27 protein-coding genes and 1 tRNA gene are annotated in these 25672 nt (G+C 59.5%); 11 read left to right on the forward strand and 17 right to left on the reverse strand.

What is annotated here, in order from left to right:
- Window positions 1-2: 2 nt before the first annotated feature.
- From phoB to phoR, 7 genes are all read right to left on the reverse strand, one after another.
- Window positions 3-686: a phosphate regulon transcriptional regulator PhoB gene (phoB, locus tag GGD50_RS17945; RefSeq protein ID WP_004128368.1), complete on the reverse strand. Its 684-nt coding sequence runs from the start codon at window positions 684-686 to the stop codon at window positions 3-5.
- 32 nt (window positions 687-718) lie between these two features.
- Window positions 719-1432 carry a phosphate signaling complex protein PhoU gene (phoU, locus tag GGD50_RS17950; RefSeq protein WP_107106910.1) on the reverse strand — a complete coding sequence of 238 codons (714 nt, stop codon included), beginning with the start codon at window positions 1430-1432 and terminating at the stop codon, window positions 719-721.
- 52 nt (window positions 1433-1484) lie between these two features.
- Window positions 1485-2300 (reverse strand): phosphate ABC transporter ATP-binding protein PstB, encoded by an 816-nt coding sequence (pstB, locus tag GGD50_RS17955; protein WP_107106909.1) that lies wholly within the window; start codon window positions 2298-2300, stop codon window positions 1485-1487.
- A 14-nt stretch (window positions 2301-2314) separates the two neighbouring features.
- Window positions 2315-3649 (reverse strand): phosphate ABC transporter permease PstA, encoded by a 1335-nt coding sequence (pstA, locus tag GGD50_RS17960; protein ID WP_107106908.1) that lies wholly within the window; start codon window positions 3647-3649, stop codon window positions 2315-2317.
- The gene (gene pstC, locus GGD50_RS17965) at window positions 3646-5127 is read right to left on the reverse strand and encodes a phosphate ABC transporter permease subunit PstC (protein ID WP_107106907.1); all 1482 of its coding nucleotides are present in this window, start codon (window positions 5125-5127) and stop codon (window positions 3646-3648) included. Before pstC ends, pstA begins: the two co-directional genes overlap by 4 nt.
- 31 nt (window positions 5128-5158) lie before the next feature.
- Window positions 5159-6193, reverse strand: coding sequence for a substrate-binding domain-containing protein (locus GGD50_RS17970; RefSeq protein WP_107106906.1), 1035 nt, complete (start codon window positions 6191-6193; stop codon window positions 5159-5161).
- 186 nt (window positions 6194-6379) lie between these two features.
- Entirely contained in the window at window positions 6380-7546 is a 1167-nt protein-coding gene (gene phoR, locus GGD50_RS17975; protein WP_107107049.1) for a phosphate regulon sensor histidine kinase PhoR, read from the reverse strand.
- A 336-nt stretch (window positions 7547-7882) separates the two neighbouring features.
- Between phoR and ppk2 the strand changes: the two genes are divergently transcribed.
- Entirely contained in the window at window positions 7883-8764 is an 882-nt protein-coding gene (gene ppk2 / locus GGD50_RS17980; protein WP_107106905.1) for a polyphosphate kinase 2, read from the forward strand.
- Window positions 8765-8782: 18 nt separating this feature from the next.
- Here ppk2 and GGD50_RS17985 read toward each other — a convergent pair whose 3' ends face one another.
- Entirely contained in the window at window positions 8783-10018 is a 1236-nt protein-coding gene (locus tag GGD50_RS17985) for a hypothetical protein (protein ID WP_107106904.1), read from the reverse strand.
- Window positions 10019-10362: 344 nt separating this feature from the next.
- Between GGD50_RS17985 and GGD50_RS17990 the strand changes: the two genes are divergently transcribed.
- The 4 genes from GGD50_RS17990 to GGD50_RS18005 all read left to right on the forward strand — a co-directional run bounded on the left by GGD50_RS17990 (window position 10363) and on the right by GGD50_RS18005 (window position 13433).
- On the forward strand, window positions 10363-11322 hold the full coding sequence (locus tag GGD50_RS17990) for an NAD(P)H-dependent flavin oxidoreductase (protein WP_107107048.1): 960 nt from the start codon (window positions 10363-10365) through the stop codon (window positions 11320-11322).
- Window positions 11323-11457: 135 nt separating this feature from the next.
- Window positions 11458-11533 (forward strand) — tRNA-Thr (locus tag GGD50_RS17995).
- Window positions 11534-11933: 400 nt separating this feature from the next.
- Window positions 11934-12872 (forward strand): STM4504/CBY_0614 family protein, encoded by a 939-nt coding sequence (locus GGD50_RS18000; protein WP_107106903.1) that lies wholly within the window; start codon window positions 11934-11936, stop codon window positions 12870-12872.
- 345 nt (window positions 12873-13217) lie between these two features.
- Window positions 13218-13433 (forward strand): hypothetical protein, encoded by a 216-nt coding sequence (locus GGD50_RS18005; protein ID WP_107106902.1) that lies wholly within the window; start codon window positions 13218-13220, stop codon window positions 13431-13433.
- A 100-nt stretch (window positions 13434-13533) separates the two neighbouring features.
- Here the strand turns inward: GGD50_RS18005 and GGD50_RS18010 are convergent, their stop codons facing one another.
- From GGD50_RS18010 to GGD50_RS18030, 5 genes are all read right to left on the reverse strand, one after another.
- The gene (locus tag GGD50_RS18010) at window positions 13534-13821 is read right to left on the reverse strand and encodes a hypothetical protein (protein WP_245407406.1); all 288 of its coding nucleotides are present in this window, start codon (window positions 13819-13821) and stop codon (window positions 13534-13536) included.
- Between the two features lie 9 nt (window positions 13822-13830).
- A complete protein-coding gene (tnpC, locus tag GGD50_RS18015) occupies window positions 13831-15465 on the reverse strand; it encodes an IS66 family transposase (RefSeq protein WP_107106901.1) in 1635 nt (544 codons plus the stop codon).
- 45 nt (window positions 15466-15510) lie between these two features.
- On the reverse strand, window positions 15511-15858 hold the full coding sequence (gene tnpB, locus GGD50_RS18020) for an IS66 family insertion sequence element accessory protein TnpB (protein WP_107106900.1): 348 nt from the start codon (window positions 15856-15858) through the stop codon (window positions 15511-15513).
- Entirely contained in the window at window positions 15855-16247 is a 393-nt protein-coding gene (tnpA, locus tag GGD50_RS18025; RefSeq protein WP_107106899.1) for an IS66-like element accessory protein TnpA, read from the reverse strand. The genes tnpB and tnpA overlap by 4 nt, the downstream gene beginning before the upstream one ends.
- Before the next feature lie 483 nt (window positions 16248-16730).
- Entirely contained in the window at window positions 16731-17111 is a 381-nt protein-coding gene (locus GGD50_RS18030; RefSeq protein ID WP_107106897.1) for a TM2 domain-containing protein, read from the reverse strand.
- Window positions 17112-17322: 211 nt separating this feature from the next.
- Here GGD50_RS18030 and GGD50_RS18035 point away from each other — a divergent pair, with 211 nt between their 5' ends.
- Window positions 17323-17622, forward strand: coding sequence for a putative quinol monooxygenase (locus GGD50_RS18035; RefSeq protein ID WP_107106896.1), 300 nt, complete (start codon window positions 17323-17325; stop codon window positions 17620-17622).
- Window positions 17623-17713: 91 nt separating this feature from the next.
- Here the strand turns inward: GGD50_RS18035 and GGD50_RS18040 are convergent, their stop codons facing one another.
- Both GGD50_RS18040 and GGD50_RS18045 read right to left on the reverse strand, forming a co-directional pair.
- Window positions 17714-17995: a hypothetical protein gene (locus GGD50_RS18040; RefSeq protein ID WP_107106895.1), complete on the reverse strand. Its 282-nt coding sequence runs from the start codon at window positions 17993-17995 to the stop codon at window positions 17714-17716.
- Between the two features lie 129 nt (window positions 17996-18124).
- On the reverse strand, window positions 18125-19366 hold the full coding sequence (locus GGD50_RS18045) for a LysR family transcriptional regulator (protein ID WP_107107046.1): 1242 nt from the start codon (window positions 19364-19366) through the stop codon (window positions 18125-18127).
- Window positions 19367-19817: 451 nt separating this feature from the next.
- Here GGD50_RS18045 and osmF point away from each other — a divergent pair, with 451 nt between their 5' ends.
- The 4 genes from osmF (at window position 19818) to GGD50_RS18065 (ending at window position 23710) form a co-directional block, all read left to right on the forward strand.
- The gene (gene osmF, locus GGD50_RS18050) at window positions 19818-20726 is read left to right on the forward strand and encodes a glycine betaine ABC transporter substrate-binding protein OsmF (RefSeq protein WP_107106894.1); all 909 of its coding nucleotides are present in this window, start codon (window positions 19818-19820) and stop codon (window positions 20724-20726) included.
- A 127-nt stretch (window positions 20727-20853) separates the two neighbouring features.
- Window positions 20854-22020, forward strand: a complete 1167-nt coding sequence (locus tag GGD50_RS18055) for an ABC transporter permease (RefSeq protein WP_107106893.1) — start codon at window positions 20854-20856, stop codon at window positions 22018-22020.
- Window positions 22017-22964, forward strand: coding sequence for an ABC transporter ATP-binding protein (locus tag GGD50_RS18060; RefSeq protein ID WP_107106892.1), 948 nt, complete (start codon window positions 22017-22019; stop codon window positions 22962-22964). The genes GGD50_RS18055 and GGD50_RS18060 overlap by 4 nt, the downstream gene beginning before the upstream one ends.
- Window positions 22961-23710, forward strand: a complete 750-nt coding sequence (locus tag GGD50_RS18065) for an ABC transporter permease (RefSeq protein WP_107106891.1) — start codon at window positions 22961-22963, stop codon at window positions 23708-23710. The genes GGD50_RS18060 and GGD50_RS18065 overlap by 4 nt, the downstream gene beginning before the upstream one ends.
- Window positions 23711-23735: 25 nt before the next feature.
- On the opposite strand, the gene GGD50_RS18070 is transcribed toward GGD50_RS18065, so the two are convergent.
- Window positions 23736-24401: a nitroreductase gene (locus GGD50_RS18070; RefSeq protein WP_107106890.1), complete on the reverse strand. Its 666-nt coding sequence runs from the start codon at window positions 24399-24401 to the stop codon at window positions 23736-23738.
- 193 nt (window positions 24402-24594) lie between these two features.
- Here GGD50_RS18070 and GGD50_RS18075 point away from each other — a divergent pair, with 193 nt between their 5' ends.
- Window positions 24595-24990, forward strand: a complete 396-nt coding sequence (locus GGD50_RS18075; RefSeq protein ID WP_107106889.1) for a VOC family protein — start codon at window positions 24595-24597, stop codon at window positions 24988-24990.
- A 61-nt stretch (window positions 24991-25051) separates the two neighbouring features.
- Here the strand turns inward: GGD50_RS18075 and GGD50_RS18080 are convergent, their stop codons facing one another.
- On the reverse strand, window positions 25052-25447 hold the full coding sequence (locus tag GGD50_RS18080; RefSeq protein ID WP_107106888.1) for a PRC-barrel domain-containing protein: 396 nt from the start codon (window positions 25445-25447) through the stop codon (window positions 25052-25054).
- Window positions 25448-25672 lie beyond the last annotated feature (225 nt).

Here is a 25672-nt window from a genome sequence, read left to right on the forward strand (position 1 = left end):
GATCAGGCCTCCATAGAATAACCCGCGCCGCGAACGGTGCGGATGACATCCTGCATATTGGAGAAATTCAGCGCTTTGCGCAGACGGCCGACATGCACGTCGACGGTGCGTTCGTCGACATAGATATCGTGCCCCCACACGCCGTCGAGCAACTGAGAGCGCGAGAAGACACGGCCGGGCGATGACATCAGGAATTCCAGCAGGCGGAATTCCGTCGGCCCCAACCGCACTTCACGGCTCTTGCGGTGGACGCGATGGGTCTCGCGGTCCAGTTCGATATCGCCACAGCGCAGGACCGTGGACAGAACCTCCGGGCGGGCTCGGCGCAGCATTGCCTTGACGCGGGCCATCAGCTCCGGCGTCGAGAACGGCTTGACGACATAGTCGTCCGCGCCGGTGGAAAGGCCGCGCACGCGCTCGCTTTCCTCGCCGCGAGCGGTGAGCATGATGATCGGCAGGCGCTCCGTCTCCGGCCGCATACGCAGCCGACGGCAGAGCTCGATGCCGGACACGCCGGGGAGCATCCAATCGAGGATCAGAAGATCGGGGATGCGCTCCTGGAGGCGCAGCTCGGCTTCGTCGCCTCTCAGGATAGTGTCGACCTCGAAGCCTTCCGCCTCGAGATTATAGCGCAGCAGAACGCTTAGCGCTTCCTCGTCTTCTACAACAGCTACTCTCGGAACCATGCGCCTCTGGTCTCCTTCTCTTGGCGTCTACTTTATTCCGTCACTGCACCGACGGTGTTGGCGGTATCGTCCTTCGGGCGCTCGCCTTCGGGCTGGGCACCGGTCGCCATGTAATAGATCGTCTCGGCGATGTTGGTGGCATGGTCGCCGATGCGCTCGATGTTCTTGGCGCAGAAAAGAAGATGCGTGCAGGTGGTGATGTTGCGCGGATCTTCCATCATGTAGGTCAGCATCTCGCGGAAGAGCGAGGTGTACATGGCGTCGATTTCCTCATCGCGCTCGCGGATCGACACGGCCTTGTCGGGCGAACGGGTCGAGTAGACGTCGAGCACTTCCTTGAGCTGGACGAGCGCCAGTTCGGAGAGGTGTTCGATGCCGCGGGCGAGACGCCGCGGAACGCCGGTGCCCTGCACGGCGATGACGCGCTTTGCGGTGTTCTTGCCGAGATCGCCAACGCGTTCCAGATCGGAAGCGATGCGGATGGAGCCCATGATTTCACGAAGGTCGGCAGCCATCGGCTGGCGGCGGGCGATGGTGACGATCGCCTTGTCGCCGACTTCGCGCTCGGCGTGGTCGAGAATGGCGTCGTCGGAGATGACCTTCTGCGCCAGAGCGGCATCGCCGTTGACCAGCGCGCGGACGCTGTCGCTGACCATCTGCTCCGCCAGGCCGCCCATTTCGGAAATGCGGCGCGTCAGGAACTTCAGGTCCTCGTCATAAGCAGAGAGAATGTGTGTAGAGACCATTTTTCTATCCTCAAGGTGAAAGGTGCGAAGGGAACCGCGCGGGGGAGCATCATCAGCCAAAACGGCCCATGATGTAATCCTGCGTGCGGAAATCATCGGGATTGGTGAACATCTTATCGGTATCGTTCTCCTCGACCAGATGGCCGAGATGAAACATTGCGGTACGCTGCGAAACGCGGGCTGCTTGCTGCATGGAATGCGTCACGATGACGATCGTGAAGTTTTCCCGAAGCTCATGAATGAGTTCCTCGACTTTGGCGGTGGCAATCGGATCGAGCGCCGAACACGGCTCGTCCATGAGAATGACCTCCGGACTGACAGCGACGGCACGGGCGATGCAAAGGCGCTGCTGCTGGCCGCCGGAGAGGCTGGTCCCTGCCTCAAAAAGCCGGTCCTTCACCTCGCCCCACAGCCCGGCCTTCTGAAGGCTGGTTTCGACGATATGGTCGAGATCGGTCTTGGACCGATGCAGGCCATGGATACGCGGGCCATAGGCGACATTCTCGTATATCGACTTCGGGAACGGATTGGGCTTCTGGAACACCATTCCGACGCGGGCGCGCAGCTCAACAACGTCGATGCTGTTGTCGTATATATCCTGATCGTCGAGCGTGATCTTGCCGGTGACGCGGCAGGTGTCGATCGTATCGTTCATGCGATTGAGGCAACGCAGGAAAGTGGACTTGCCGCAGCCGGAAGGACCGATCAGCGCGGTGACCGTGTTGGCGCGGATGTTCAGGTCGACATCGAACAGCGCACGCTTGTCGCCGTAATAGACCGAGACAGCCTGGCCGATCATCTTATAGGGGATCGTCATCATCTTCCTGGCCAGTGCTTTTTCGCTCGCGGCTTCCGTCATCATGTTCATTCCATCGCCTCCTGTCACCAGCGCCGCTCAAAGCGACGGCGCAGCAGGATGGCGCCGATGTTCATCGCAACGAGGAAGAAGAGCAGGACGATGATGGCCCCGGAGGTTCTTTCTACAAAAGCGCGCTCGGCTTCGCTCGCCCACATGTAGATTTGCACCGGCAAGGCCGTCGAAGGATCGAGCGGCCCCGCCGGATAATTGGCGACGAAGGCGACCATGCCGATCAGCAGCAACGGCGCGGTTTCGCCGAGCGCATGCGCCAGACCGAGGATCGTGCCCGTCAAGATACCGGGCATGGCGAGCGGCAGGACATGGTGGAACACCACCTGCATGCGCGAAGCGCCTAGGCCGAGGGCAGCGCTGCGGATCGACGGCGGCACGGCACGCAGCGCCGACCGCGTGGCGATAATGATCATCGGCAGCGTCATCAGGCTCAGCACCAGCCCGCCGACCAGCGAGGCGGAACGCGGCAGGCCCATGAAGTTGATGAAGACCGAGAGCCCGAGCAGGCCGTAGACGATCGACGGGACCGCAGCGAGATTGTTGATATTGACCTCGATCAGATCCGTCAGCCGGTTCTTCGGCGCGAACTCCTCAAGATAGATCGAGGCAGCAACGCCGACCGGCAGCGCCAGGACCAGCACGGTCAGCATGAGATAGAACGAGCCGATCAGCGCGACGCCGAGGCCCGCAGCCTCCGGGCGACTGGAATTGCCCGACAGGAACAGGCCGGAATTGAACGCTTCGTGCAGGGCGCCCGTGGCGGCGAGCTGCTTCATCCAGGCAATTTGCCGATCGGAGACCTTGCGATCCTTTTCGTCGGCCGTCAGGTCGATCTGTCCCTTGTTGGCGGAGTCGATATTGGCGCCGGCGAGGAAAGTGACCTTTACCGTCCTCCCGATGACAGACGGATCGGCCAGGACCCTCTCGCGCAAGGCAATCCGCGCGCCGTCCGATACCATTTCCGTCGCCTCGCGCACGAGCGCCCGATTGGAAGGATCGATGTCCAGCGCCTTCACCAGGGCGTCACGGATGAGAACGGGATAGTTGGCCGCGATCAGCACCTTCGGATCGCTGCCGCGCCTGCCTGAGGGATCGATGACCTTCTCGGTGAACTCGATTGGCAGGGTGATCGAGGTCTGCACAAAGGCGGTATAGCCGTGGCGTACCACTGTGGAGACCAGGATGATGAGGAAGACCAGGCCAAAGGTAACGGCGGCAAGGCCATAGGCGCGGAAACGCCGTTCAGCGGCGTAGCGTCGCCTGATGCCGATATCGCGCCGCAGCGGCGTGCCGGGTGTTAGCCCGCGCGGAACAGGCGACGGGGCGGAAGATACGACATCGCTCATTCGTATTGCTCCCTATACCGGCGCACGATGTAGAGCGCATAGACGTTCAGGCACAAGGTCAGGCCGAAGAGCGTGATGCCAAGCGCGAAGGCAACCAATGTCTGCGGCGAGGTGAATTCGAGGTCACCGGTCAACTGGTTGACGATCTTCACGGTGACCGTCGTCATCGGCTCGAAGGGGTCGAGCTGCATGCGGGCGGCAACGCCGGCAGCCAATACGACGATCATGGTCTCGCCGATCGCCCGCGACGCCGTCATCAACAGCGCGCCGACAATGCCCGGCAATGCGGCCGGCAGGAGGACGCGCTTGACCGTCTCCGACCGCGTTGCGCCAAGGCCGAGCGAACCATCGCGCAGCGAGCGCGGCACGGCCATGATGATATCGTCGGACAGCGAGGAGACGTAGGGGATGAGCATGACGCCCATGACGAAGCCGGCAGTCAGGACACTCTGCGCCTCGATGAAGCTCGTGTAACTGCCCGTCAGCAGGCCGTTGATGTCTGCGGAAATGTCGCGCAGGAATGGCCCGACGGTCACCAGGGCAAAAAAGCCATAGACGATGGTTGGAATGCCCGCGAGCACCTCAAGCATCGGTTTGGCGATGGAGCGCACGCGGGCCGAGGCATATTCGGCCATGTAGATCGCGGCAAACAGCCCGACGGGCACCGCAACCAGCATGGCGACGAAGCCGATATAAAGCGTGCCGGCCAGCAACGGAATGAGGCCGAAGGTACCCGATGTCCGCGCGCCGGCGCCGGTAAAGCCCGGATCCCAGACAGTGCCGAAGAAGAACTCGGCGGCAGGAACCATGTTGAAGAAGCGGGCGGCCTCCGACAGCATCGAAGCAGCGATGCCGACCGTCGTCAGCACAGCGATGGACGAGGCCACGATCAGACCGCCGAGAATGACCTGCTCCACCCGGTTGCGGGCGCGAAAGCGCGGCGCGATGGCGCGCAAGCCGTGGATGGCGCAGAGCAACGAAAGAATGATGGCCGCGACGGACATGACGACACGGCTCACACCCCGCATACCGTTATATTGATTGGCGGCGTCGATCATATAGCCGGTCGGCCGGGCGGCGAGCGGGACGCCTTTTTGCGCCAGGGCCAATTGAAGATCGGCCGAGCCGTTGGCGACGGCGGCAAGTTCCTGGTCATCGAGCTGGCGCATGCCATGGGCCAGGCTGCGTACCATGCTGTAGCTGAGTTTGAGTTCGGCCGTCGGAAGGGATTTCACCTCCTCCGGAAAGGAACCGACCACGAAACGATCGATCACCTCCGGACTGATCACCAGCCAGGCGCAGATCAGCGCCAATGCCGGCAATACCGCCCAGATGGCGGCATAGGCGCCGTGATAGCCGAGCCGCGAATGCATGGCCGAGGACCTGTTGCCCGACAGTGCAGCCGCTCTCGTCCGCCCCAGCACGAAGGCAAGGGCGCCGATGATCGACAGGCACGACAGCAACAGTGACAAACTCATTCCTATTCCCCGACGGGCAGTCCTTACGCCATCACATGATCTTACCGTCCGCGAAATCCTTGCGGATCTGGTCGCGCTCGGAATCCGGCGCCGGCACCAGGCCGTATTCGGCCAGGGCGCTGTCCGGTCCGATCATTTGATCGCTCGTGAAGAACTCGACATATTCCTTCAGGCCCGGAATGACGCCGAGATGCGCCTTCTTGACGTAGAAGAACAGCGGCCGTGACACTGGATAGGTGCCGTTGGCGATGGTCTCGCCCGACGGCACGATGCCGCTCACGGTCGCGACCTTCAGCTTGTCGGCATTGTTCTGATAGAAGTAGAGGCCGAAGACGCCGACGCCGTGCTTGTTGGCGTCGATGCGGGCGAGCGTCTCGGGATAATCGCCATCGATATCGACCGCTACGCCGTCCTTGCGCACCGCAATGCATTTCTTGGTCTGCTGATCTGGATCGGAGACGGTTGCCTTGATGACATCAAGCGCACCGGACTCCTTGCAGCCGGCAGCGAGCACCTTCTCTTCGAAGACCTCGCGCGTGCCATGCTTCTCGCCCGGAATATAGGCTGCAATCTCAAAACCCGGCAGGGCCGGATTGATCTCCGACCATTTCTTATAGGGATTGGGAACCAGCTTGCCGCTCACCACAACTTCGGCGGCCAGCGCCTTGTAGAGATCGGCGGGCACGAATTTCATGTCGGGATTGCTTTTGTCGAAGGCGAAGACGATGCCGTCATAACCGATCTTGACCTGCTCGATATCGGCAACGCCGGCAGCCTTGCAGGCCTTGAGTTCGCTATCCTTGATGGCGCGCGAAGAATTGGCGATATCGATGGAATCGGTGCCGACGCCCTTGCAGAATTCCTTCAGGCCGGCACCGGAGCCACCGGATTCGACGACCGGCGTTTTGAACGCGGTGAAGGTTTCGCCGAAAGTCTCGGCAACAATCTTGGCATAAGGGAACACGGTGGAGGAACCGGAAATCTGAATCTGATCGCGGGCCGTGGCGCCCCCAGCGAAAGCGGCGGATACGACCAACGCTATGACAGACAGTTTCAACGTGTTCATGGTGAACCCTCCCTGACAGGCTTTGAAGAGCGCGACGGCGAACGGGACATCCGCCTGTTCAGCATCTCTTTTTTAGCTGTCAAAGCACCGCCCTTTTATGTCAGGCGAGTGAAACAATTATGACAGTTCAACCAATTGAAATTTATGGATTAAGTTGCGCCCAAAATAGGCGATTCACAGAGGCGTTCAGAAGCGTACCGTGAAGTCCGTTCCCTTTCCGACTTCCGATTTGACGATCAGTCGCGCGCGGTGACGGGTGAGAATGTGCTTGACGATGGCAAGCCCGAGGCCGGTGCCTTTTTTCGAGCGGCTGTCCTCGACATTGACGCGATAGAAACGCTCCGTCAGGCGCGGCACATGTTCCGCCGGAATGCCCGGCCCCCTGTCGGAGATGATGACCTCGACGGCCTGGCTCGAGTCGTTCAAGAGCGAAACCTCGACCACCTTGCCTTCCTGACCATATTTGCAGGCATTCTCGATGAGGTTTTCGAAGACCTGCACCAATTCGTCACGATCGCCCAGCACCTCCACCTTGCCGGGAGGCAGATGCAGATTGATGGTGACGTCGAGGTCGTCGGCAAGCGGCAGCAGCGCGTCGCGGACATGGCCGAGCAACGGCACGAGGTCGACTTTCTGATCCGGCGCGATATGCGACTTCAGCTCCAGCCGCGACAGCGACAGGAGATCGTCGACCAGCCGGCTCATGCGCGTCGTCTGGTCGAACATGATGCCCAGGAAACGCTGCTGCGCCTTTGGATCCGCCTTGGCCGGCCCCTGAATGGTTTCGATGAAACCACGGAGCGAGGCGAGCGGTGTGCGCAGCTCATGGCTGGCATTGGCAACGAAATCGGAGCGCATGCGGTCGATATGCCGGAGCTCGGAGATATCGCGGAAAGACAGCACGAAGAAGGTGCCGGGCTCGATGTCGGTCTCCGGCAGCTCGACCGGCGCGATGCGGACGATATAGACGCGCTCGGACGGCAGACGCTCGGAATGCTCGATCTGGTTCGGCGTGTTGGTGGTGATCGTCTCGCGCACCATGTCGAGCACGCCGGGGGAGCGCAGCTTGGCGGAGATGTGAGCATTGAGCGGAAAGGCGCCGAATGCCTTCTCCGCGGCGGCATTCTGCACCAGGACGGAGGCCTCGCGGTCGATGATCAGCACCGGCATGTCGAGCGCGGCGAGGCCGGAGAATACCGTGCGAAGCAAGGCTTCCGGATCGGTGGGCGCTGGCTCGACGAGCGTCGGCGGCGCAATCTGCGCGGTCAGCGGCCGGCGGATCAGCGCGACGATGACAACGACGACCCACATCCACAAGATGACGGCAGCATTGATACCTTCGACGAGCGCCATAACGGCGATCAGCGTCGCAAGAATGAGGATGGCGATCTCCTGCCGCAGCCTTGCAGCCAGCCTACCAAGGAATGACCATTCGTCTTCCAATTGCACCCGTCCCTTCGCCTCTCATAGCGGAATCCAAGACTCCGCGTCTTAGCGGGGATTCATGACAGAAGTTTTCGGCTCTATCCACAGAAGCCCGCGGCTTACCGCAATAAATGTAGCCGGCGAAGGATGAGGCCGGCAAAGGGCTTGAAAATACTGGATAAATGACCCAACTTGCCCATGAGGCTTTTTTGCCGCACCGGCAGATATGGTTAAGACGGCGTAAATTTCGGAGGAGCAGCGGACATGGCAGAGGACGTGAAAAGCCGGGCGGTGGAATTGGATATTCATGGCAAGACGCGCATTTTCGATGTCGATGACCCCGTGCTGCCGGACTGGATCGAAGACGAGGCGCTTGCTTCCGCAGGCTTTCCTTACAAGAAGAAGCTGAAGGAAGAAGAATATCTGGAAGAGCTGGAAAAGCTGCAGATCGAGCTCATCAAGGTACAGTTCTGGCTGCAGGCGACCGGCAAGCGGGTAATGGCGCTCTTCGAGGGACGCGACGCCGCCGGCAAGGGCGGTTCGATCGCCGCAACGTCGGCCCATATGAACCCCCGCCTCGCGCGCGCCGTAGCGTTGACAAAGCCGACCGATCGCGAGGCTGGGCAATGGTATTTCCAACGCTATGTCGCCCAGTTCCCGACAGCCGGCGAATTCGTGCTGTTCGATCGTTCCTGGTATAACCGCGCCGGCGTCGAGCCGGTCATGGGCTTCTGCACGCACGAGCAATACGAGCTATTCCTGAAGCAGACCCCGCATATGGAAAAGCTCATCGTCCAGGACGGCATTTACTTCTTCAAATTCTACCTCGATATCGGCCGGGAAATGCAGCTCAAGCGCTTTCACGATCGGCGCCACGATCCGCGCGCCGTCTGGAAGCTCTCCTCGATGGATATCGCTGCACTGAGCAAATGGAAGGACTATAGCGAGAAGCGCGACCGCATGCTGAAGGAGACGCATGTGGACTACGCGCCATGGACGGTGATCCACGCCAACGACAAGCGCCGCGCCCGCCTCAACCTCATCCGTCATATTCTGCTGACGCTCGACTATGACGGCAGGGACGAAAAGGCGATCGGCGAGATCGACGACAAGATCCTTGGCATGGGATTGCATGTCATCAAATAGGCAGAATGCAACCCAGCCTTATTGTCCCGGCAGGACGCGGATGGCGTAGATATTGATGCCGCGCGCCTTGCCGTCCACATCGCTGTTGATGATGAGATGGCCGGGCGCAGTCGGCGCCAACGAGCGATCATAACGGACCTGGAACAGCGCATCGGTCTTCTGACGGGTGACGTCGAAGCGATGACGCCCGCAACTGCCGAGGGAGCCGAAATCGCACTCGACAGTGATCTGCGTCGGCGTATCCGAGGTGGACTGCAGTGTGAGCGCGATGGTCGACGATTTGCCGGCCAATTGCTGCAGCACGTTTGCCGGCACTTCGACCGACGCGTTGCCATCGGGACCGCTGGCCTGAGAGGTCAGGCGCACGGCCGGACCTTCGTTCTCCGAGACGCTCTCGGCCTTGGCCTGCGCGCCGCTTACGACCTTTGCCAAGTCGGTCGGCTTGAAAATTTCGATCCACTCCGCCGAGAAGTTGTTCTGCGGGTCGATCGTCGCCAGCCCCGGATTAGCAGGCGGCCCGCTATTGTCCTCGTCATCAGATGTATCATCGGCATTGTTGCTGCCGTTGAAATCCTGGGAATCGACATGCGCCGGCGGATTGGGAACGCTGGTGTCGCGCTGCGCCGCCGTCATGAACACGCCCGAGGTCTTGATCCACCAGGCACCGACGCCAAGAAAGGCGAGCAGGATGCAGAAGACCAGCAGGCGCGAGAAGAACTTGCGCGGCTTGCGGCGAACGGCGGCGCGCTCGGGCTTGAAATTCATCGACCGCGTTGCGGTCGGCGCGGCAACTAGTTGATGTTCATCGCTATCGGCGCCGAGATGATCGGCCGGGCCAGCGCGCATGTCGCCCAAATCGCCTTCCGGTGCAGCGGGCTCGACAGGAACAGAGGCTTGAGGGGCAGCGGGACGATCGCGCGTCTCGCCGCGAACGCTCATCACAGGCTCCTGACGCTGCTGCGTCGGTTGGGGCGCCCGCTGTTGCGGCGCCGCTGGAGGCACATGAGGCGGTTCCACCTCAGGGGTCACGGGCATCTCCGGCGGGCGGGCACGCTCTTCACCCTCGATCGCCCGGATGGTCGCTTCAAGGCGTTGGCGCTGAGCCGAAATAATGCCGATGTCGGTAATGTCCTGCTTGCGAAGTCCGGCTTCAAGCGCCTGTCGCGCCGATTGATAGATGCGAGCCCGGATTTCCGGATTGGCGCGATCGGATCGCTCCAACGCGCTTCTGATAGCCGTTTCTAATCCGCTCACATCAGGTCCTTTACTCTCACTCGCGATGCGCTCGCATACTCTACTGGCAAGACGACCATTTCTTTACCATTCGCTAACCGAATTCGGTAACGCCCTGACCAGCAATGTGCAAGTCTCTCCAAAGAACCCGCGAACACTCCGGCGGGGATAAATGGCAAAGACGACACAAATGGGGTGGCAGGTGAGGCAGTAGGAAGCGTGAGCGCGGATAGGTTATCACTATTGCCTATTGCCGAATGCCTCCGCCGCCCATTGCCTGCTGCCTGCCTCTTCCCCATCTTCCCCTCCCGGCGGACATCTGCTATCCGTTTGACGTTTTCGTAAACGTCAAACGGATGATGTTCATGGCCCTTCCCTCTGTCCTGACCGAGCGCCTGCGGCTGCCGGTCGTGGCCTCGCCCCTTTTCATCATCTCGCATCCGGTATTGACGCTGGCCCAATGCAAGGCCGGCGTCGTCGGTTCGTTTCCAGCATTGAACGCCCGGCCGGAGAGCCAGTTGGACGAATGGCTGGCGATGATCACGGAGGATCTCGCCGCCCACGACGCCGCGCATCCCGACCGTCCATCGGCTCCCTTTGCCGTCAATCAAATCGTCCATGCGTCGAACAAGCGGCTGGAACACGATCTGATGCTCTGCGTCAAATACAAGGTGCCGATCGTCATCTCCTCGCTCGGCGCCGTGCCGGAGGTCAATGCAGCCGTGCATTCCTATGGCGGCATCGTGCTGCACGACATCATCAACAACCGTCATGCCAATTCGGCGATCCGCAAGGGAGCGGACGGGCTGATTGCCGTGGCGGCGGGCGCCGGCGGCCATGCCGGCCAGCTCTCGCCCTTCGCGCTGGTTCAGGAAATCCGCGAATGGTTCGACGGGCCGTTGCTGCTCGCCGGCGCAATTGCCAATGGTGGCGCGATCCTGGCCGCCCAGGCGATGGGCGCGGATATGGCCTATATCGGCTCACCCTTCATTGCCACCGAAGAGGCGCGCGCGGCGGAAGCCTACAAACAGGCGATCGTCGACGGCGCGGCGGCCGATATCGTCTACTCCAACTTTTTCACCGGCGTACATGGCAACTATCTGAAGCCCTCGATCCGTGCCGCCGGCATGGACCCGGACAAGCTGCCCGAAGCCGATCCTTCGAAGATGGATTTCGAAACGGCAACGACCGGCGCCAAGGCCTGGAAGGATATTTGGGGCTCCGGCCAGGGAATCGGCGCAGTCAAAGCCATCGAACCGGTGGCTACGCTTGTCGACCGGCTAGAGGCGGAATACCGGCAGGCACGGGCTCGACTGGCGCTCTAGGGACCCTTGAAGCGCGGCTACTTTTTCACAAGCCCCCCGCTTTTTTACCATTCAGCGATTTGAACGCTTGAAATCTCGTCGCATTGACTGTATCAGCCCCATGCAAATCGCGGGGCCATACCGAACCCCCGGAATGCCGCTTTAGCTCAGTCGGTAGAGCACATCATTCGTAATGATGGGGTCACGTGTTCGAGTCACGTAAGCGGCACCAAAAACCTTTGCAATTCCCTGAGTATTTTCAATTGCATCTCCGAACACTGACGACGCTCGACAAGCTCGCTCATCTACCGACTGAGCTAAAGCGGCATCTGTGTAATGAGAATAGAATGAGATGGCGCTGATTCGAGGGTGGACCCGAAAGTTTATGGCGTGATGACGGGCAGAACCTCCAACAGAGAATAGCAAAGCTCAAAAGCATTCCCTCCCACCACGAATGTCCTCGACGGGGTACTGGGGGGTTCAGGGGTTCAGGGGTCTAGTGCCTTAGTGTATAGCACCCCGAGATTTTCTCAGAGAAATTATGCTGTTTCCAGACGAGGGTTGCTCTCGACTCTTTTGGTTGAATCTGACTGAATCTCTACACAACTCGGGAATCAGGGTAGAGGTTCGCAATGGCCGTGTGGGGCTTATTTTCAAAACGACAAAGCCAATTGAGGGGAGAGGTCCCGGATGTTTACACCTACACTTCAATCCCCCCTAAGCTTCGAGTGCAGATCGTCCATATAATAAGTGAAGCACTAGGAAATCCGGGAGAAAGATATCAAGAACCTCAAGTCAACGAAACATACAAAACAATAGTTGAGGGGCTATGCAGAGAGTATGGCTTGTTTTATTTGCCACCAACAAATGACAGATACGGAGTTTCTTATGGAAAGGAGCTTTTTGATTTTTTGCTGCGAGTTGAGAACGTGGAGCAATGCCTCGACGTTGTTGAAATAAGCTTTCGCGCTGTTGATTTGGTCGCACGTCAGCGGGATTACATTCATGGATCAAGTGGTGGTCAAATCTGTGACGGAGCCATTGAAGAGCTGAACGAGCGTTTCAAAGAAAATGGGGTCGGTTACCAGTTCGTGGACGGTGAGATTATCCGGGTCGATTCCCAACTCCTTCATGCTGAGGCTGTGAAACCTGCTTTAAATCTCCTGAACACAAGGGAGTACCGTGGACCCCACGAAGAGTTCATCAACGCATACGAACACTACAAGGATGGGAACAACAAGGAAGCGCTGGTTGACTGCCTAAAAGCTTTCGAGAGCACCATGAAGGCTATTTGTGACAAACGAAGGTGGGCTTACGATCCCAAAGGCGGGGCAAAAGACCTTATCGCCGTAATGTTCGACAAAGGGCTCGTTCCTTCATTTTGGCAGACACAGCTTTCCTCTCTTAGAAGCCTCCTCGAAAGTAGTGTACCGACAGGCAGGAATAAGCTTGCTGGTCATGGGCAAGGGTCGACACCCACAGAAGTCCCTGACGAGATCACGGCTTACATGTTGCATATGACAGCTTCAACATTAGTCTTCCTGACGACGGCTGAAAGAGCTTTGCCATAGTGATGAGCCGCGACTACGACGAATTTGGGCGAGCAGGCATGTACGATAGGGAATAGCGGCGGGGGACTTAGGTGGCTAAAGCCATTGTGCGAGAGAGAAAAGATATACCAGAGACGGCGTGATGACATGCACCAACTAGTCATAGTGCCAAGCTGCGGCTTTTTTATTAAAGGTCGTGCTCACACCATTTTTCTTCGATAGAATCAAATTGTTATGTGGACGGAAGTTCTTTTGAACTATGGCGACAGTGTTGCGATTAAGCCTACAGTTTCAAAAGTAAGCTACCTGTGCCGCTTGACTTCGCACTACCCTCTGACACCGTGAACGCTATCGCGGAGGATATTCATGACCCCAGAACGCTTTTCTGAATGCCTTTTGCATATCCGTTGGACGCCGATCAATTTGGCAAGTGCCCTGCAATGCGATCTGTCGTGGGTGGAAGCCATGGAAGTGGGGAATGCCAAAGTGCCGGATGGACTGGCAGCCTGGCTGGAAACTCTCGCGCAATGCCATGAAGCGGCTGGCGTTCCAACGACATATCGAGGGCGTGGGCACGATTGAATAGGTGCGATCTTGATGTGAGGTGCGCACAGTTTTGACGGCGAGGCCTAGAGTACCCATACGGTGAAGACCGCGGTTAGCCTGATCCTGCATGCCGGTTTTATCGAAGTGCCAGGATTCTTCGTGCGGCTCTCTCACATCGCTTGGCCAACTCGGGATATGACAGGCCCATATGCTCTGTCGCAATCTCGAAGAGGTAGCTGGCGATGTCTTCTGCCGTTGCGTTGGCATTGACCAGCATGCCGCATACGACGTCGGCATAGGCGTCATATTCGTCCTGGGCTTCGGGAATGTCAGATATGCCGATCGGATCCCAAGCACGAAGCAATATATCGCGAACAACAGCGAGGATACTTTCAGACTCAGCCCCGCCGGTTTCGTGTCCCATCAGTTGATCCTATGCAGCAGCGGCATTTGGTGACGATGACATCCAATTCCAGGGCAACAACCCCTCGAGCCGAGTGATCGGTGTATCAGCGATACGGGCGAGCACGTCGGCAAGCCACGCTTGCGGATCAATGTCATTGAGCTTGGCGGACATAATTAGCGTCGCCATGAAGGCGGCGCGGTCGGCGCCGCGATCGGAGCCAGCAAACAACCAGGATTTTCTGCCGAGAGCGAAGCTGCGCAGCGCCCGTTCGGCGGCATTATTCGTCAGGCAGATCCGACCGTCATGGAGGAACGATATGAAGCCGTCCCAGCGCTTCAGCATGTAATCGATGGGCTCGGTGACCGGTGAACTGCGCGACAGCTTTGCCCGCTCGCAGCTAAGCCAGTCTTGAAGTTCGTCGATGAGTGGACGGCTGTCTTGCTGGCGTCGCGCTAATCGTTCATCGGCAGATAGTCCGTTGATGTCGCGCTCAATGTCGAACAGAACGTCTATGCGCTTCACGGCTTCGAGCGCCACCGGCGAGATCTCGGCAGCATTCTTTCCCCGTTTGGCGTTGGTGGCGATGTCGGCAAGCACGAAGAACTTGCGACGCGAATGTGCCCAACACAGCGCCTGAGTCAGCGGACCCGGATCGCGATCAGCCTTGAATAGCGGGTTGTAGCCGCCATAGGCGTCAGCCTGCAGAATGCCGGTGAAGCTCTTGAGATGACGCTCAGGATGCTCCTGCCGCCGGTCGCGCGAGGCATAATAAAGCGCCGCCGGTGGCGATGTTCCGCCGAATGGCCGGTCATCTCTGACGTAGGTCCAGATGCGGCCAGTATCGGTCTTGCCTTTCGCCTGGATCGGCACGGTGGTGTCATCACCATGCAGCCGATCGGCGGCAAGGACATGCGCCTCGATCAGCGCATGCAGCGGTTTTAGCGACGCGGCGCAGGCTCCGACCTGATCGGCGAGCGTCGAGAGGCTGAGGTCGATGCCCTCGCGGGCATAACGTTCGCTCTGTCGGTTCAGCGGCTGGTGTTGACCGAACTTCTCGAACAGGATCATTGCCAAGAGGTTCGGTCCGGCAAAGCCACGTGGCGTCACATGGAAGGGTGCAGGCGGCTGGGTGATCTTCTCGCATTCCCGGCACGAGAACTTCTCGCGCACAGTCTGGATCACCTTCCATTGACGCGGGATCACTTCCAGCGTCTCGGTGATGTCCTCTCCTAACTTCGCCAGCTTGGCCGAGCCGCAGCACGGGCAATTGGTGGGCGGGGTAATGACGACACGCTCGCGCGGCAGGTGTTCGGGGAATGGCTTCTTTGATGGACGCTTGCGCTCAAAGGCTCTGACCGAAGATGAACGTGCTGCTATCTCGGCTGCCAGTTCATCCTGACTAGCGTCGGCTTCCAGCTCCTCGAGCTGCAATTCCATCTGTTCGAGCAGTCGCGCCTTGCGCTCCGATCGGCTGCCGTGGATGTCGCGCTTCAGCTTCTCGATCTCTAGCCGGAGACGGGCGATCAGCGCATCAGAATGGGAGTTCACCGCCTGGGCGCGGGCGGCAACCGCTTCCGCGTCACGGCGTGCCGCACGCTCGGCGAGGATCATCGCGTGGGCGCTGGCAAGGTCGTCGGGAAGCTGATCAGCCGGCTCGGTCATGGCAAGATGGAATCATATTCGCTCCTGCCTTTCCAGCGATTTCCGCTATCCTGCCGAGCTCGGACGCCAGGTTTTTTGCGGCATGCGCCAGTCGATACCTTCGAGCAAATATCCGAGCTGTGCGGGCGTAATCACCACCGTGCCATCGGCGGCCGACGGCCATAAGAACCGTCCCCGCTCAAGCTTTTTGGTGAAGAGGCAGGCGCCCTGGCCATCATGCCAAATGACCTTGATCAGCCCACCTTGGCGACCTCGGAAGCAGAACAAATGGCCGCTGTGCGGATCCCGCTTCAGCGTCTCCTGCACCATCAATGCCAGACCTGGGAAGCCTTTCCGCATATCCGTATAGCCGGTCGCCAGCCACACTTTTACACCACTCGGAACCGGGATCATCGTCGCTCCACAACGTCAAGGATTCGGCCCAAGGCTTCCGGATCAATATCACTCTCCACGCGAAGACGTCGGCCCCGGCCAAGCTCGATCGTCACCATGCTCGCCTTCTTGCGCGGTCGTGGCGGCACTGCCGTCTCCACAGGATCAGGCGCGGGCAAGGCCGCGACGACGTCAACTGGAACAAATTGCGGCGTGGGTGGCTCTGAGATTTGGCAGAGCTGTTTGCGCCAACGGAACAATTGCCCGGTATGGATTCCGGCGGAACGCGCGATCTCCGATACGCTGGCGTCCGATTCAAATGTCGCTGCGACCAGCCGCTCTTTGTCCTCTCGAGACCAGCGCCGACGCCGCTCGACCGATGTGATCACCTCAACCTGATGCTTGGTCATATGACTATCCCTAGTGCTTGCACTAGGACTTGCAGTCTTCAGCCCATCTCAGCAAGGCGGCCCCCACCGTGGGGTTACGGCCTAGAGGCTTCGCTGACCGGTTTCGGCGTTAGCGCCTTTTTCTCCAAACAAAAAAGACCCAAACTGCTAGTTGACTCATAATAAGTTTAGCATACTGATTTGTTATCTGATTGGATTTGACCCCTGATCGGATCGTACAGCAGCTCGACCGCCGGTTCGGTCGGGCTGCTTGTTATGGAAACTTGAAACCGCGGTTCAGCCGGTGGACCGTTGGGATAGCTAGGCCCTTATGAACAGGGCGCCTACCAAGCCAAAAACCACAATCGACTGCAATATGAACATTGGCCATTCGGTTGACATTGGCTTCCTCCCATCATCAGGAATATAGGGAAGCACTAATGTTTGCCGATTGTCATGTCATTACTTTTGATTGTGCCACCGGCAGAACCACTTCCAACGTGATTACGCGTTTTGCCCATGCGCTGAAATCACGGTGCGTTTTGCCTGCTCCGCCTGCTGATTCGTCCGGAGCGCCTGATCGGTCAGACGTTGCCGAATCTCTTCCTTTTGTTCGGAAATCATCGCGGAAATGAGGAAGGCATCGACGATCCACCAGATGCCAAGCACCGTCAGGAGCGCAAAGCCGATAATCAGGAATGTCGTAAGCCAGCCCACTACACATAGAATCAACTGCGCCACCGCGCTGCCGGTTCTACCAAGATAAAACCGGTGAGCGCCCAGCGTGCCAAGAAAAAACCAAAGCAAATAGGCTGCGCCGACCGATTTTGCTTCATTGGTCACGCGTTGTTCGATCAATATTTGCTCTTGCGTAGAAAGTGCCATCTTTTCCCCATGATTTTCAGGCGCAAGCCCCCTCACGCCACAATAGATCGGCGCATTGAAATTCACGCCTAGATAGAGAAATGCAACTGCATCAAAGTAAAGTCAAGCATTTGGTCATCGTCTATTTGTGATATGCGTCAGAACCGGGCACGCAATGTGCGCAATCCGCCTTCCTGCATCTCAATCACCCTATCCATTCAAAGGAAACGTCATGATCCACGTTCTCGCCATCCTCACCGCCCTGCCCGGCAAGCGTGCCGCCGTGCTCGAAGTCTTCCAGGCGAATGTTCCGGCCGTGCATGCCGAGGACGGTTGCATCGAATATACCGCCGTTGTCGATGTCGAAGGCGCCAATCCGGCGTTCGGTCCCGATACATTCGTGGTGGTTGAAAAATGGGAAAGCATGGCGGCGCTCAAGGCACATGCGGCCGCGCCGCATATGGCGGCCTATGGGGAGAAAGTGAAGCACCTGATGGCCGCGCATGCCGTGCATGTGCTGAACCCGGTCTGATCTCACCTCGCGGCAGCCAAACAATCATCTCCACGGCGCCATTCGGCGCCGTTCATCTTATCCAGCCCGCGAGCGCGGGCCGCCCGCCTACTCAGTACCACGGGTCGTAATAGCGATCGCGCCAATAGGGACGATGCCAATAACGGTAGTTCCCATAATACGGACCACCCCAATAGCGGTCGCGATAATAATCGCGGTAGTAGTAGCGATGATAGCCATAGCTTGGGCCGACATAGAGGCCGAAGAAGCCTGGCGAGACCATCACGCTGGGGCCGCCGTAATGATGATGGTGATGATAGTAGCGGTGAGCATCAACGGTCACTGGCAAAGCGAGGATGCCCAGCGCTACTAACGCCGCTGCAATGATCCTCATTTCTCTTCTCCTTGAACGCATCCCGTAAGCCGGCGACACCTGTGCCGACTTGGATGCCATCATCCCCGCGCATGCGGGGGCATGAAGATAAACGCGCAGGGGGAAGGCATGGTTCCGAATGGCCGAAAGCTATGAGCTTTGTGAGAAATGCGGCCTGTTGCCATAAGCCGGGGCGGTTTCCGTTCCGCCCACCAGCTCCCGCACCGCCTCTTGGATCAGCCGGCAGGCATCGACCGAAGCGCGGCGGCCATTGTGGGCGAGGTGATAGGAGAGCGGTAAAGTCTGATCCGGATCGACGATCCGGACCTTGTCGGCGATGGGCGCGGCGCTGACGCGGCCGAGAAACGAAACATACCCATGATTGGCGACGAGGTCGACGATGACGGGAAGCGAGTCGGCCGAAGTGATGTCGCGACCGCGAAACCGACGGCGGTCGCCGCTGTCATAGCCGAAGGCCGTAGCCGCATTGCCGATGCCGGTGCGCGGGCTCGGCACGCAAAGCGGATGGTTTTCGACCAGTGCCGTCACCGTCTGTTCCGTGCTGCCAGGCGGCGCGATCGCCACCATGTCGGTTGCCACCAGCTCCATATGCTCGAAAGCATCGAGGCCGAAGACGGAATCGACGATGGCAACGTCGATGCGACCGGACCTCAGCGCCTCGCGCAAATCGTCGGCCGTCATCAGCATCAGGGACAGCGTGTTGCGGTTGCCGCTGATGTTCCAGCGTGCCACGAGGCTGGCGAGCGAGCGCGCAACCCAGCTTTCCGAGCCGGTCGGGATGATCGACCCGATGCGCACTGCACGCGCCGCCCGCTGAAATCGCTCGTCCGCCGTCGCCTTCATCTCGTCCCAGGCCTCGGCGATACCGGCGAAGATGGCATAGACCTCGCGGCCGATATCGGTCAGCACCGAACCCTGCGCCTGCCGTTCGAACAGGCGGCAACCGAATAATTCTTCCAGATTGGCGATCTGCAGCGAAAGCTGCGGCTGACCGAGACGCAGACGGCGGGCGGCGCGATTGATGCTGCCCTGATCGGCGACCTCCAGGAAACGTTCGATGGTGGCGATTTTCAGCGGCAGGCGGGCCGCCCATTCGGGATAGTCCTGTACTGCCGGGGGCTCCTTCGTCAGCGCTGAGAGCTGCCGCATGGCGGACAGGATCGGCTGCAGGCCCTTCTGCACCATCGAGCTGGCAAGCAGGGTGGCAAGCTCGCCCGACGCTCGCTCGACGAGCTTCATCGCCAGCTCCGTTTCCAGCCGCCGCAGCGCGCTCGACACGGTCGAGGCTGAAAAGGACAGCCTGCGGGCAGTCTCCCTGACGGAGCCGATCGAGAAAACCGTATCGGCGATGAACAATGCCCCGAGATACAAGCCGGCCATCCTTTTAGAGCCTGCCACATGCCCTCTCCGCATGCAGCCGAACCAAGATGTCGACACGATATGGTGTGTTCTCAAAAAAAGATATCCCAAACCCAAAAGGCCAGGACTATCGTTCGATGACCGCCTAACTGATCCTGATCGCTGAGAGATCGGAACGGCGGCGAAACGGGTAAGGGGAACAAAAACAAACGCACTTGCCCCCGAAAAAAGAAATCTATTTTCGCGCTTATGCCGGGCACCCTCGTCATAATCGCGCGGCGACTGCAGGTGGCGGACTGGCGTGTCATCGATTTTTCGGCGGCGAGCGCTATTTCCCAGACGCAGACAGGACTTCGCATGCGGGTTCTTCGGCCCGCATCCATATGTGGCGTGTCCGGGGACCGGATTTGAACCGAACGGATACGCCAGACAAACGGTTCAACGGGGTACAAAGGGAAACATCATGTTCAAGAAGTTCGCACTCGCCGCCGCGCTAACGGCTTTCGTCGCCAGTGGTGCCAGCGCTGCCGACGTCGTGGTCTCCTCGAAGATCGATACGGAAGGCACGCTGCTCGGCAATATCATCTTGGCCGCGCTCAACGCCAACGGCATCACGGCCAAGGACCGCATCGCACTCGGCACGACGCCTGTCTTGCGCAAGGCGATCACGGCCGGCGAAATCGACGTCTACGCCGAATATACCGGCAATGCCGGCTTCTTCTTCAACAAATCAGACGATCCTGCCTGGAAGAACCTGCAGCAGGGTTATGATCTGGCGAAGAAGCTGGATTACGACGCCAACAAGATCGTTTGGCTGACGCCGTCGCCGGCAAACAACACTTGGGCGATAGCCGTTCGCAACGACGTCGCCGGTCCGGCCAAGCTCAAGACCATGTCCGATTTCGGCAAGTGGGTTGCCGGCGGCGGACCGATCAAGCTTGCGGCGTCTTCCGAGTTCGTCAACTCGCCGGCGGCTCTGCCGGCCTTCCAGACGACCTACAGCTTCCAGATCAAGCCCGACCAGGAAGTCGTGCTCTCCGGCGGCGACACCGCAGCAACGATCAAGGCTGCTGCCGACAAGACCAACGGCGTCAACACCGCCATGGTCTACGGCACGGATGGCGCCATCGAAGCGGCCGAACTGACGGTTCTCGAAGACGACAAGAGCGTGCAGCCGGTCTATGCGCCGACGCCGATCATCCGCGAAGCCGTACTGAAGGCCAATCCGAAGATTGAGGAAGTTCTGGCCCCGATCTTCAAGGGCCTGACTGCCGACGTGCTCCGCAAGCTGAACGGCCGCATCCAGGTGGACGGCGAACCGGCCAAGTCGGTTGCCGAATCCTACCTCAAGGAAAACGGCTTCCTGAAGTAAGACTTTACCTATCACCCCTGCGGCTTCGCTTTGATAGAGTGGGGCCGCAGGGATATTTGATGAGGCATGATCTTATCCAAGAACCGCTTCGCAGGTTTTGGCATCATGCGCTGACGGAGCTTGCTTGATGGAAGATGGGCTTGCGGTGCGCAGGGTGGACCGTCTCGGGGTGGTGCTGGTGGCCGGTGGCTGCCTCGCGGCGGCGTCGATGCCGTTCATCATCGTCAAGGCAAACCGCATCGCAGCCGGCAAGCCGCAATTGTTGACGCAGCTCCTCGCCCAGCCCGTCGCCTTAGCGCTTCTAGCCCTTCTCATCGTCACCGCCCTCGCCGCTCTCTTTCTGCGCAACCAGCTCGTCCGCCTCGGCATCGCCACGCTCGCAATTGCCCTTCTGATCGTCACGCTCGGTTTTGTTTCCACCGCGGCCACGCCTGCCAGCAGCACCGTCGCCCGCATTACGCCGGGCGGCTCCTTCTGGATATTGCTCGCCGTCATCGGCCTGGTGATCTCGGATGCGCTGGTCAAGCTGCAGCTCACGCCATGGCTTCGCGTCGCCGCGCTCGCGCTCTATGCGGCGATCCTCGGCATCATTCTCAGATCCGGCCTGCTCGACAATCTGTCGATCATGAAGGAATACGCCAACAATGCGGACAAGTTCTGGAATGAGGCGCTTGGCCATGTGTTCCTGTCGCTCGGCTCGGTCGCCATCGCCATCCTGCTTGCCTTGCCGCTCGGTATCTTCTGCTACTGGCAGCCGAGGCTTCGCGCTGTCGTGCTGCGCGGCCTGAGCTTGGTGCAGACCATTCCGAGCCTGGCCCTGTTCGGCATTTTGATGCTGCCGCTCGGCTATATCGCGACACACGTTCCTTTCGCAGCCGCGCTCGGCATTCAAGGCATCGGCACTGCGCCGGCGCTGGTGGCGCTGGTGATCTATTCGTTGCTGCCGATCGTCGCCAACACTGTCGTCGGGCTTGCCGGCGTCGACCCGTCCGTGCGCGATGCCGCCGCCGGCATGGGGCTGACCCGTCGGCAGATCCTGACCGGCATCGACCTGCCGCTCGCCTTTCCGGTTATCCTGACCGGCATCCGCATCGTGCTGGTGCAGGCGATCGGCCTCGTTACAGTCGCCGCGCTCATCGGTGGCGGCGGTTTCGGTCTCTTCATCTTCCAGGGCATCGGCCAGACAGCCAATGACCTGGTGCTGCTCGGCGCCGTGCCGACGGTCCTTCTCGCATTCTCATCGGCCGTCATCCTCGATGCGGTCATCGACAGCATCCGGGGACAACACGCATGACCACCATGATCGAGCTGAAGGGCGTGACCAAGCGCTACGGCAACGCCACCGTGGTCGATAATGTCAGCATGAGCATGGAAAAGGGCACGATCACCGTCGTTGTCGGCACCTCTGGCTCCGGCAAGTCGACGCTGATGCGCATGATCAACCGGCTGGTACCGATCTCATCCGGCCAGATTTCGGTCGACGGTAAGGATGTCATGAGCGTGCCGGCGACCGAACTTCGCCGCCGCATCGGCTATGCCATTCAGGGCCACGGCCTGTTTCCGCACCGTACCGTGGCACAGAACATCGCTACCGTGCCGCAATTGCTCGGCTGGGACAGAGCCCGCATCGACCGGCGCGTCGAGGAATTGCTCAATCTCTTCCATCTCGATCCCGGCACCTTTGCGGCGAAATATCCGAGCCAGCTTTCCGGCGGCCAGCAACAGCGCGTCGGTGTCGCCCGTGCGCTTGCGGCGGAACCGGAACTGCTGCTGATGGACGAACCCTTCGGCGCGCTCGACCCGGTCATCCGCGGCAAGGCGCAGGACGATCTTCTGGCAATCCAGAAGCAGTTCGGCACCACCATCATGCTCGTCACCCACGACATGGACGAAGCTTTCCATCTCGGCGACCAGATCGCCGTGATGAGCGAAGGCAAGCTGCTGCAATGTTCGGAACCGGGGAAGATCCTGACCGAGCCGGCCGATCCCTTCGTGCAGCAACTGACCGGCACCTCCGACCGGGCGCTAAAGCTGATGTCGCTGCTGCCGCTGAAGGAAAGCATGCAGCCGCCGCGACCGGGCCTCGGCTACAGCCTGCCGCAGACGCTCAATCTGCGCGATGCCCTGGCCGAGATGATCTGGCAGGGTGCTGACGAGGCTGCCGTGGAAGACGACAGCAAGGTGCCGGTCGGCTCGATCTCCATGCAGCATTTGATCGAGCTGGGCCGCAAAGCATGAAGTTTCTGACCGCCAACATCTTCCGGTTCCTGGCACTGGCGTTGCTGCTGGTGCTGCTGTTCCGGCCGGAATGGCTGATGCCGATCCTGGCGCCGCTCACCAAATTCGGTGCATCGCCGATCTATACGCAAAACAGCCTGGTCGGTCTCGCGATCAGCCATATGGAGCTGATCCTCATCTCGATCGCCGCCAGCGGCATTCTTGCCGTGCTCGGCGGCATCTTCGTCACCCGCAAGAGCGGCGCCGATTTCCTGCCGCTGTCGCGGGCGATCGCCAATGCCGGCCAGACCTTTCCTCCGGTCGCGGTGCTGGCGCTCGCCATCTCCACCACCGGTTTCGGCGCGGTGCCGACGCTGATCGCGCTTTTTCTTTACGCCCTGCTACCGATCTTCGAGAATACCGTCGCCGGCCTGCAGCAGGTGCCCGCCTCCGTACTGGACGCCGCCGACGGCATGGGCATGAATGGTTGGCAGCGGCTGTTTCGGGCCGAGCTGCCGCTTGCACTGCCGCTGATCATCGAAGGGCTGAAGATCGCCACCGTCATCAATATTGGCACCGCAACCATCGGCTCGACCGTTGCGGCGAAGGGGCTCGGCGAAGTCATCATCGCCGGCCTGATCAACGACAATACCGCTTTCATTCTGCAGGGCGGCCTGATCGTCGGCCTGATGGCGGTGCTGATCTACGACGGCATGGAACTGATTGAAACCGCGGTCACTCGCAAAATCGGCTTGCAATCGCACTGACATAGCTGCCGGAGCGAGATCGCAATCAACCGTCGACGAAAGTGATGGTCTCGTTGATCGGTGCCCGGCCCGTACGGACGTAAGGAACCGTGACGTCCTCATACCCGATCGACATGCCACAGAAGAGGGTGAGCCCTTCGGGCGGTGACAGGACTTCCGCGACAGTCTTGCGATATACCGACCACGCCATTTGGGTGCAGCTATGCAACCCTTCGCCGCGCAGCAGCAGCATGACGGTCTGCAGATACATGCCGACATCGGCCCATTGGGGTGCGCCCAGCTTGCGGTCGATGTAACAGAACAAGGCCGCAGGCGCGCCAAAACAATCCCAATTTGCGGAGGCGGTCCTCTGCCTCGCCTCCCAATCGCCCTCGGCGATACCGAGTGCGCTATAGCGCTCATGGCCGAAGGCGGATCGGCGCTCGCGATAGGGTGATTTCAGTTCGGGCGGGTACATCTCGTATTCCCGCTCGTCCCAGGCATCATGTGCGGCCACACGTTCGCCGGCGCGCTTTTTAAGCTCTGCCAGCGGCGCACCGGTCACTAGGTAGGAGTTCCACGGCTGGAGGTTTGATCCGGATGGCGACCAGGCTGCGGCCGCCACCACGCGCTTCAGCACATCTTTCGGGATATGTCGGTCGGTAAATCCGCGCACCGCCCGTCGGCTCGTAACCGCCTCGTATACGTCCATGATCGCTCCCCTTCCGGTTGCCAAGGCTCAGCAGCGAGCCCCTGCCATGAGAGGTAGCAAATTCGAATTGAGAGGCCCATTCTGCGCGGTGTTTGCCCGCACACGACATTTGGCTAGTAGAAGTCATGCCGACGTCGAGCACAGCTTGCATAAAAGGTATGTTCTTGGGGAAAACAGCGGCAGGAGGCTACCTATGGCGAAAATGATCCATTCGATGATCCGGGTACTCGATGAAGCGCGCTCGGTCGATTTCTACGGCAAGGCTTTCGGGCTCACGGTTGCCGACCGCGTCGCATTCCCGACCTTTACGCTGATCTATCTCAGCAGTGCCGAGACCGGTTTCGAATTGGAATTGACCGTCAACCAGGGCCGCGTCCAGCCCTATGCGCTCGGAGAAGGCTATGGCCACCTCGCCGTTTCGGTCGACGAACTGCGGGACGAACATACGCGCTTCACGGAACTCGGCCTGAACCCCGGCAAGATCGTTGAACTCAATCGCGATGGAAAACTTTTCGCGCTCTTCTTCTTCGTCACCGATCCCGATGGTTACAAGATCGAGGTGATGCAAAGGAACGGGCGGTTTCAATAAAAGCTACGCAAACCAAAGCCCCGCGCAAACGGGGCCGGTCTGGCTTCGACTATTTGCATGCCTACATCCAGTAGGGAGGCACACCGAAATAGTCATGGCTCTTATGGCCACGGTCCTTATGGACGAGGGTATCGTCCTTGCTGGCGAAACGACACGCCTTTTCGACGTCGTTCTTGGTCATATTGATGCGGTAGCCGTCAATGCGGGCGTCATAGCGCAGCTTCTCCCACGGCAGCCGGTAGTGGTCCTGGCCGATGCCGAAAAAGCCGCCGAAGCTCAGGATGATGAAAGCGATACGTCCATCGCTTTTTTCCATCATCAGGCGCTCTATATGACCGATTTGTTTGCCGTCGGATCCAAAGACCTTCGACCCCTCGACCCGATCGCAGGCCACCAGCATCGACATGTCCTTGATGTAAAGATCGCGGCTCATCGTATCGGCACTCTCTTTATGCATGTGCGCACCTCCTCTTGGATACGCTTCACATAAACTTTTGGAGCGTCCGATCCGCCTTAAGCGTTTACGGGGGCAGCACGATGCTCCGGTGGGTTCTCGCCCACGGCCATATTAACGCGCTGTCTTGGCAAAAGTTCCAGTACTTTTTTCAAAGTTATTAAAAAATGGTTAACGCGCAGGGATTATTGACGTTTACGTCAAAGTTAGTATAGCTTTTCGTTGTTG

This window comes from Martinezella paranaensis (genome assembly GCF_014200235.1).
Taxonomy (GTDB): domain Bacteria; phylum Pseudomonadota; class Alphaproteobacteria; order Rhizobiales; family Rhizobiaceae; genus Rhizobium; species Rhizobium paranaense.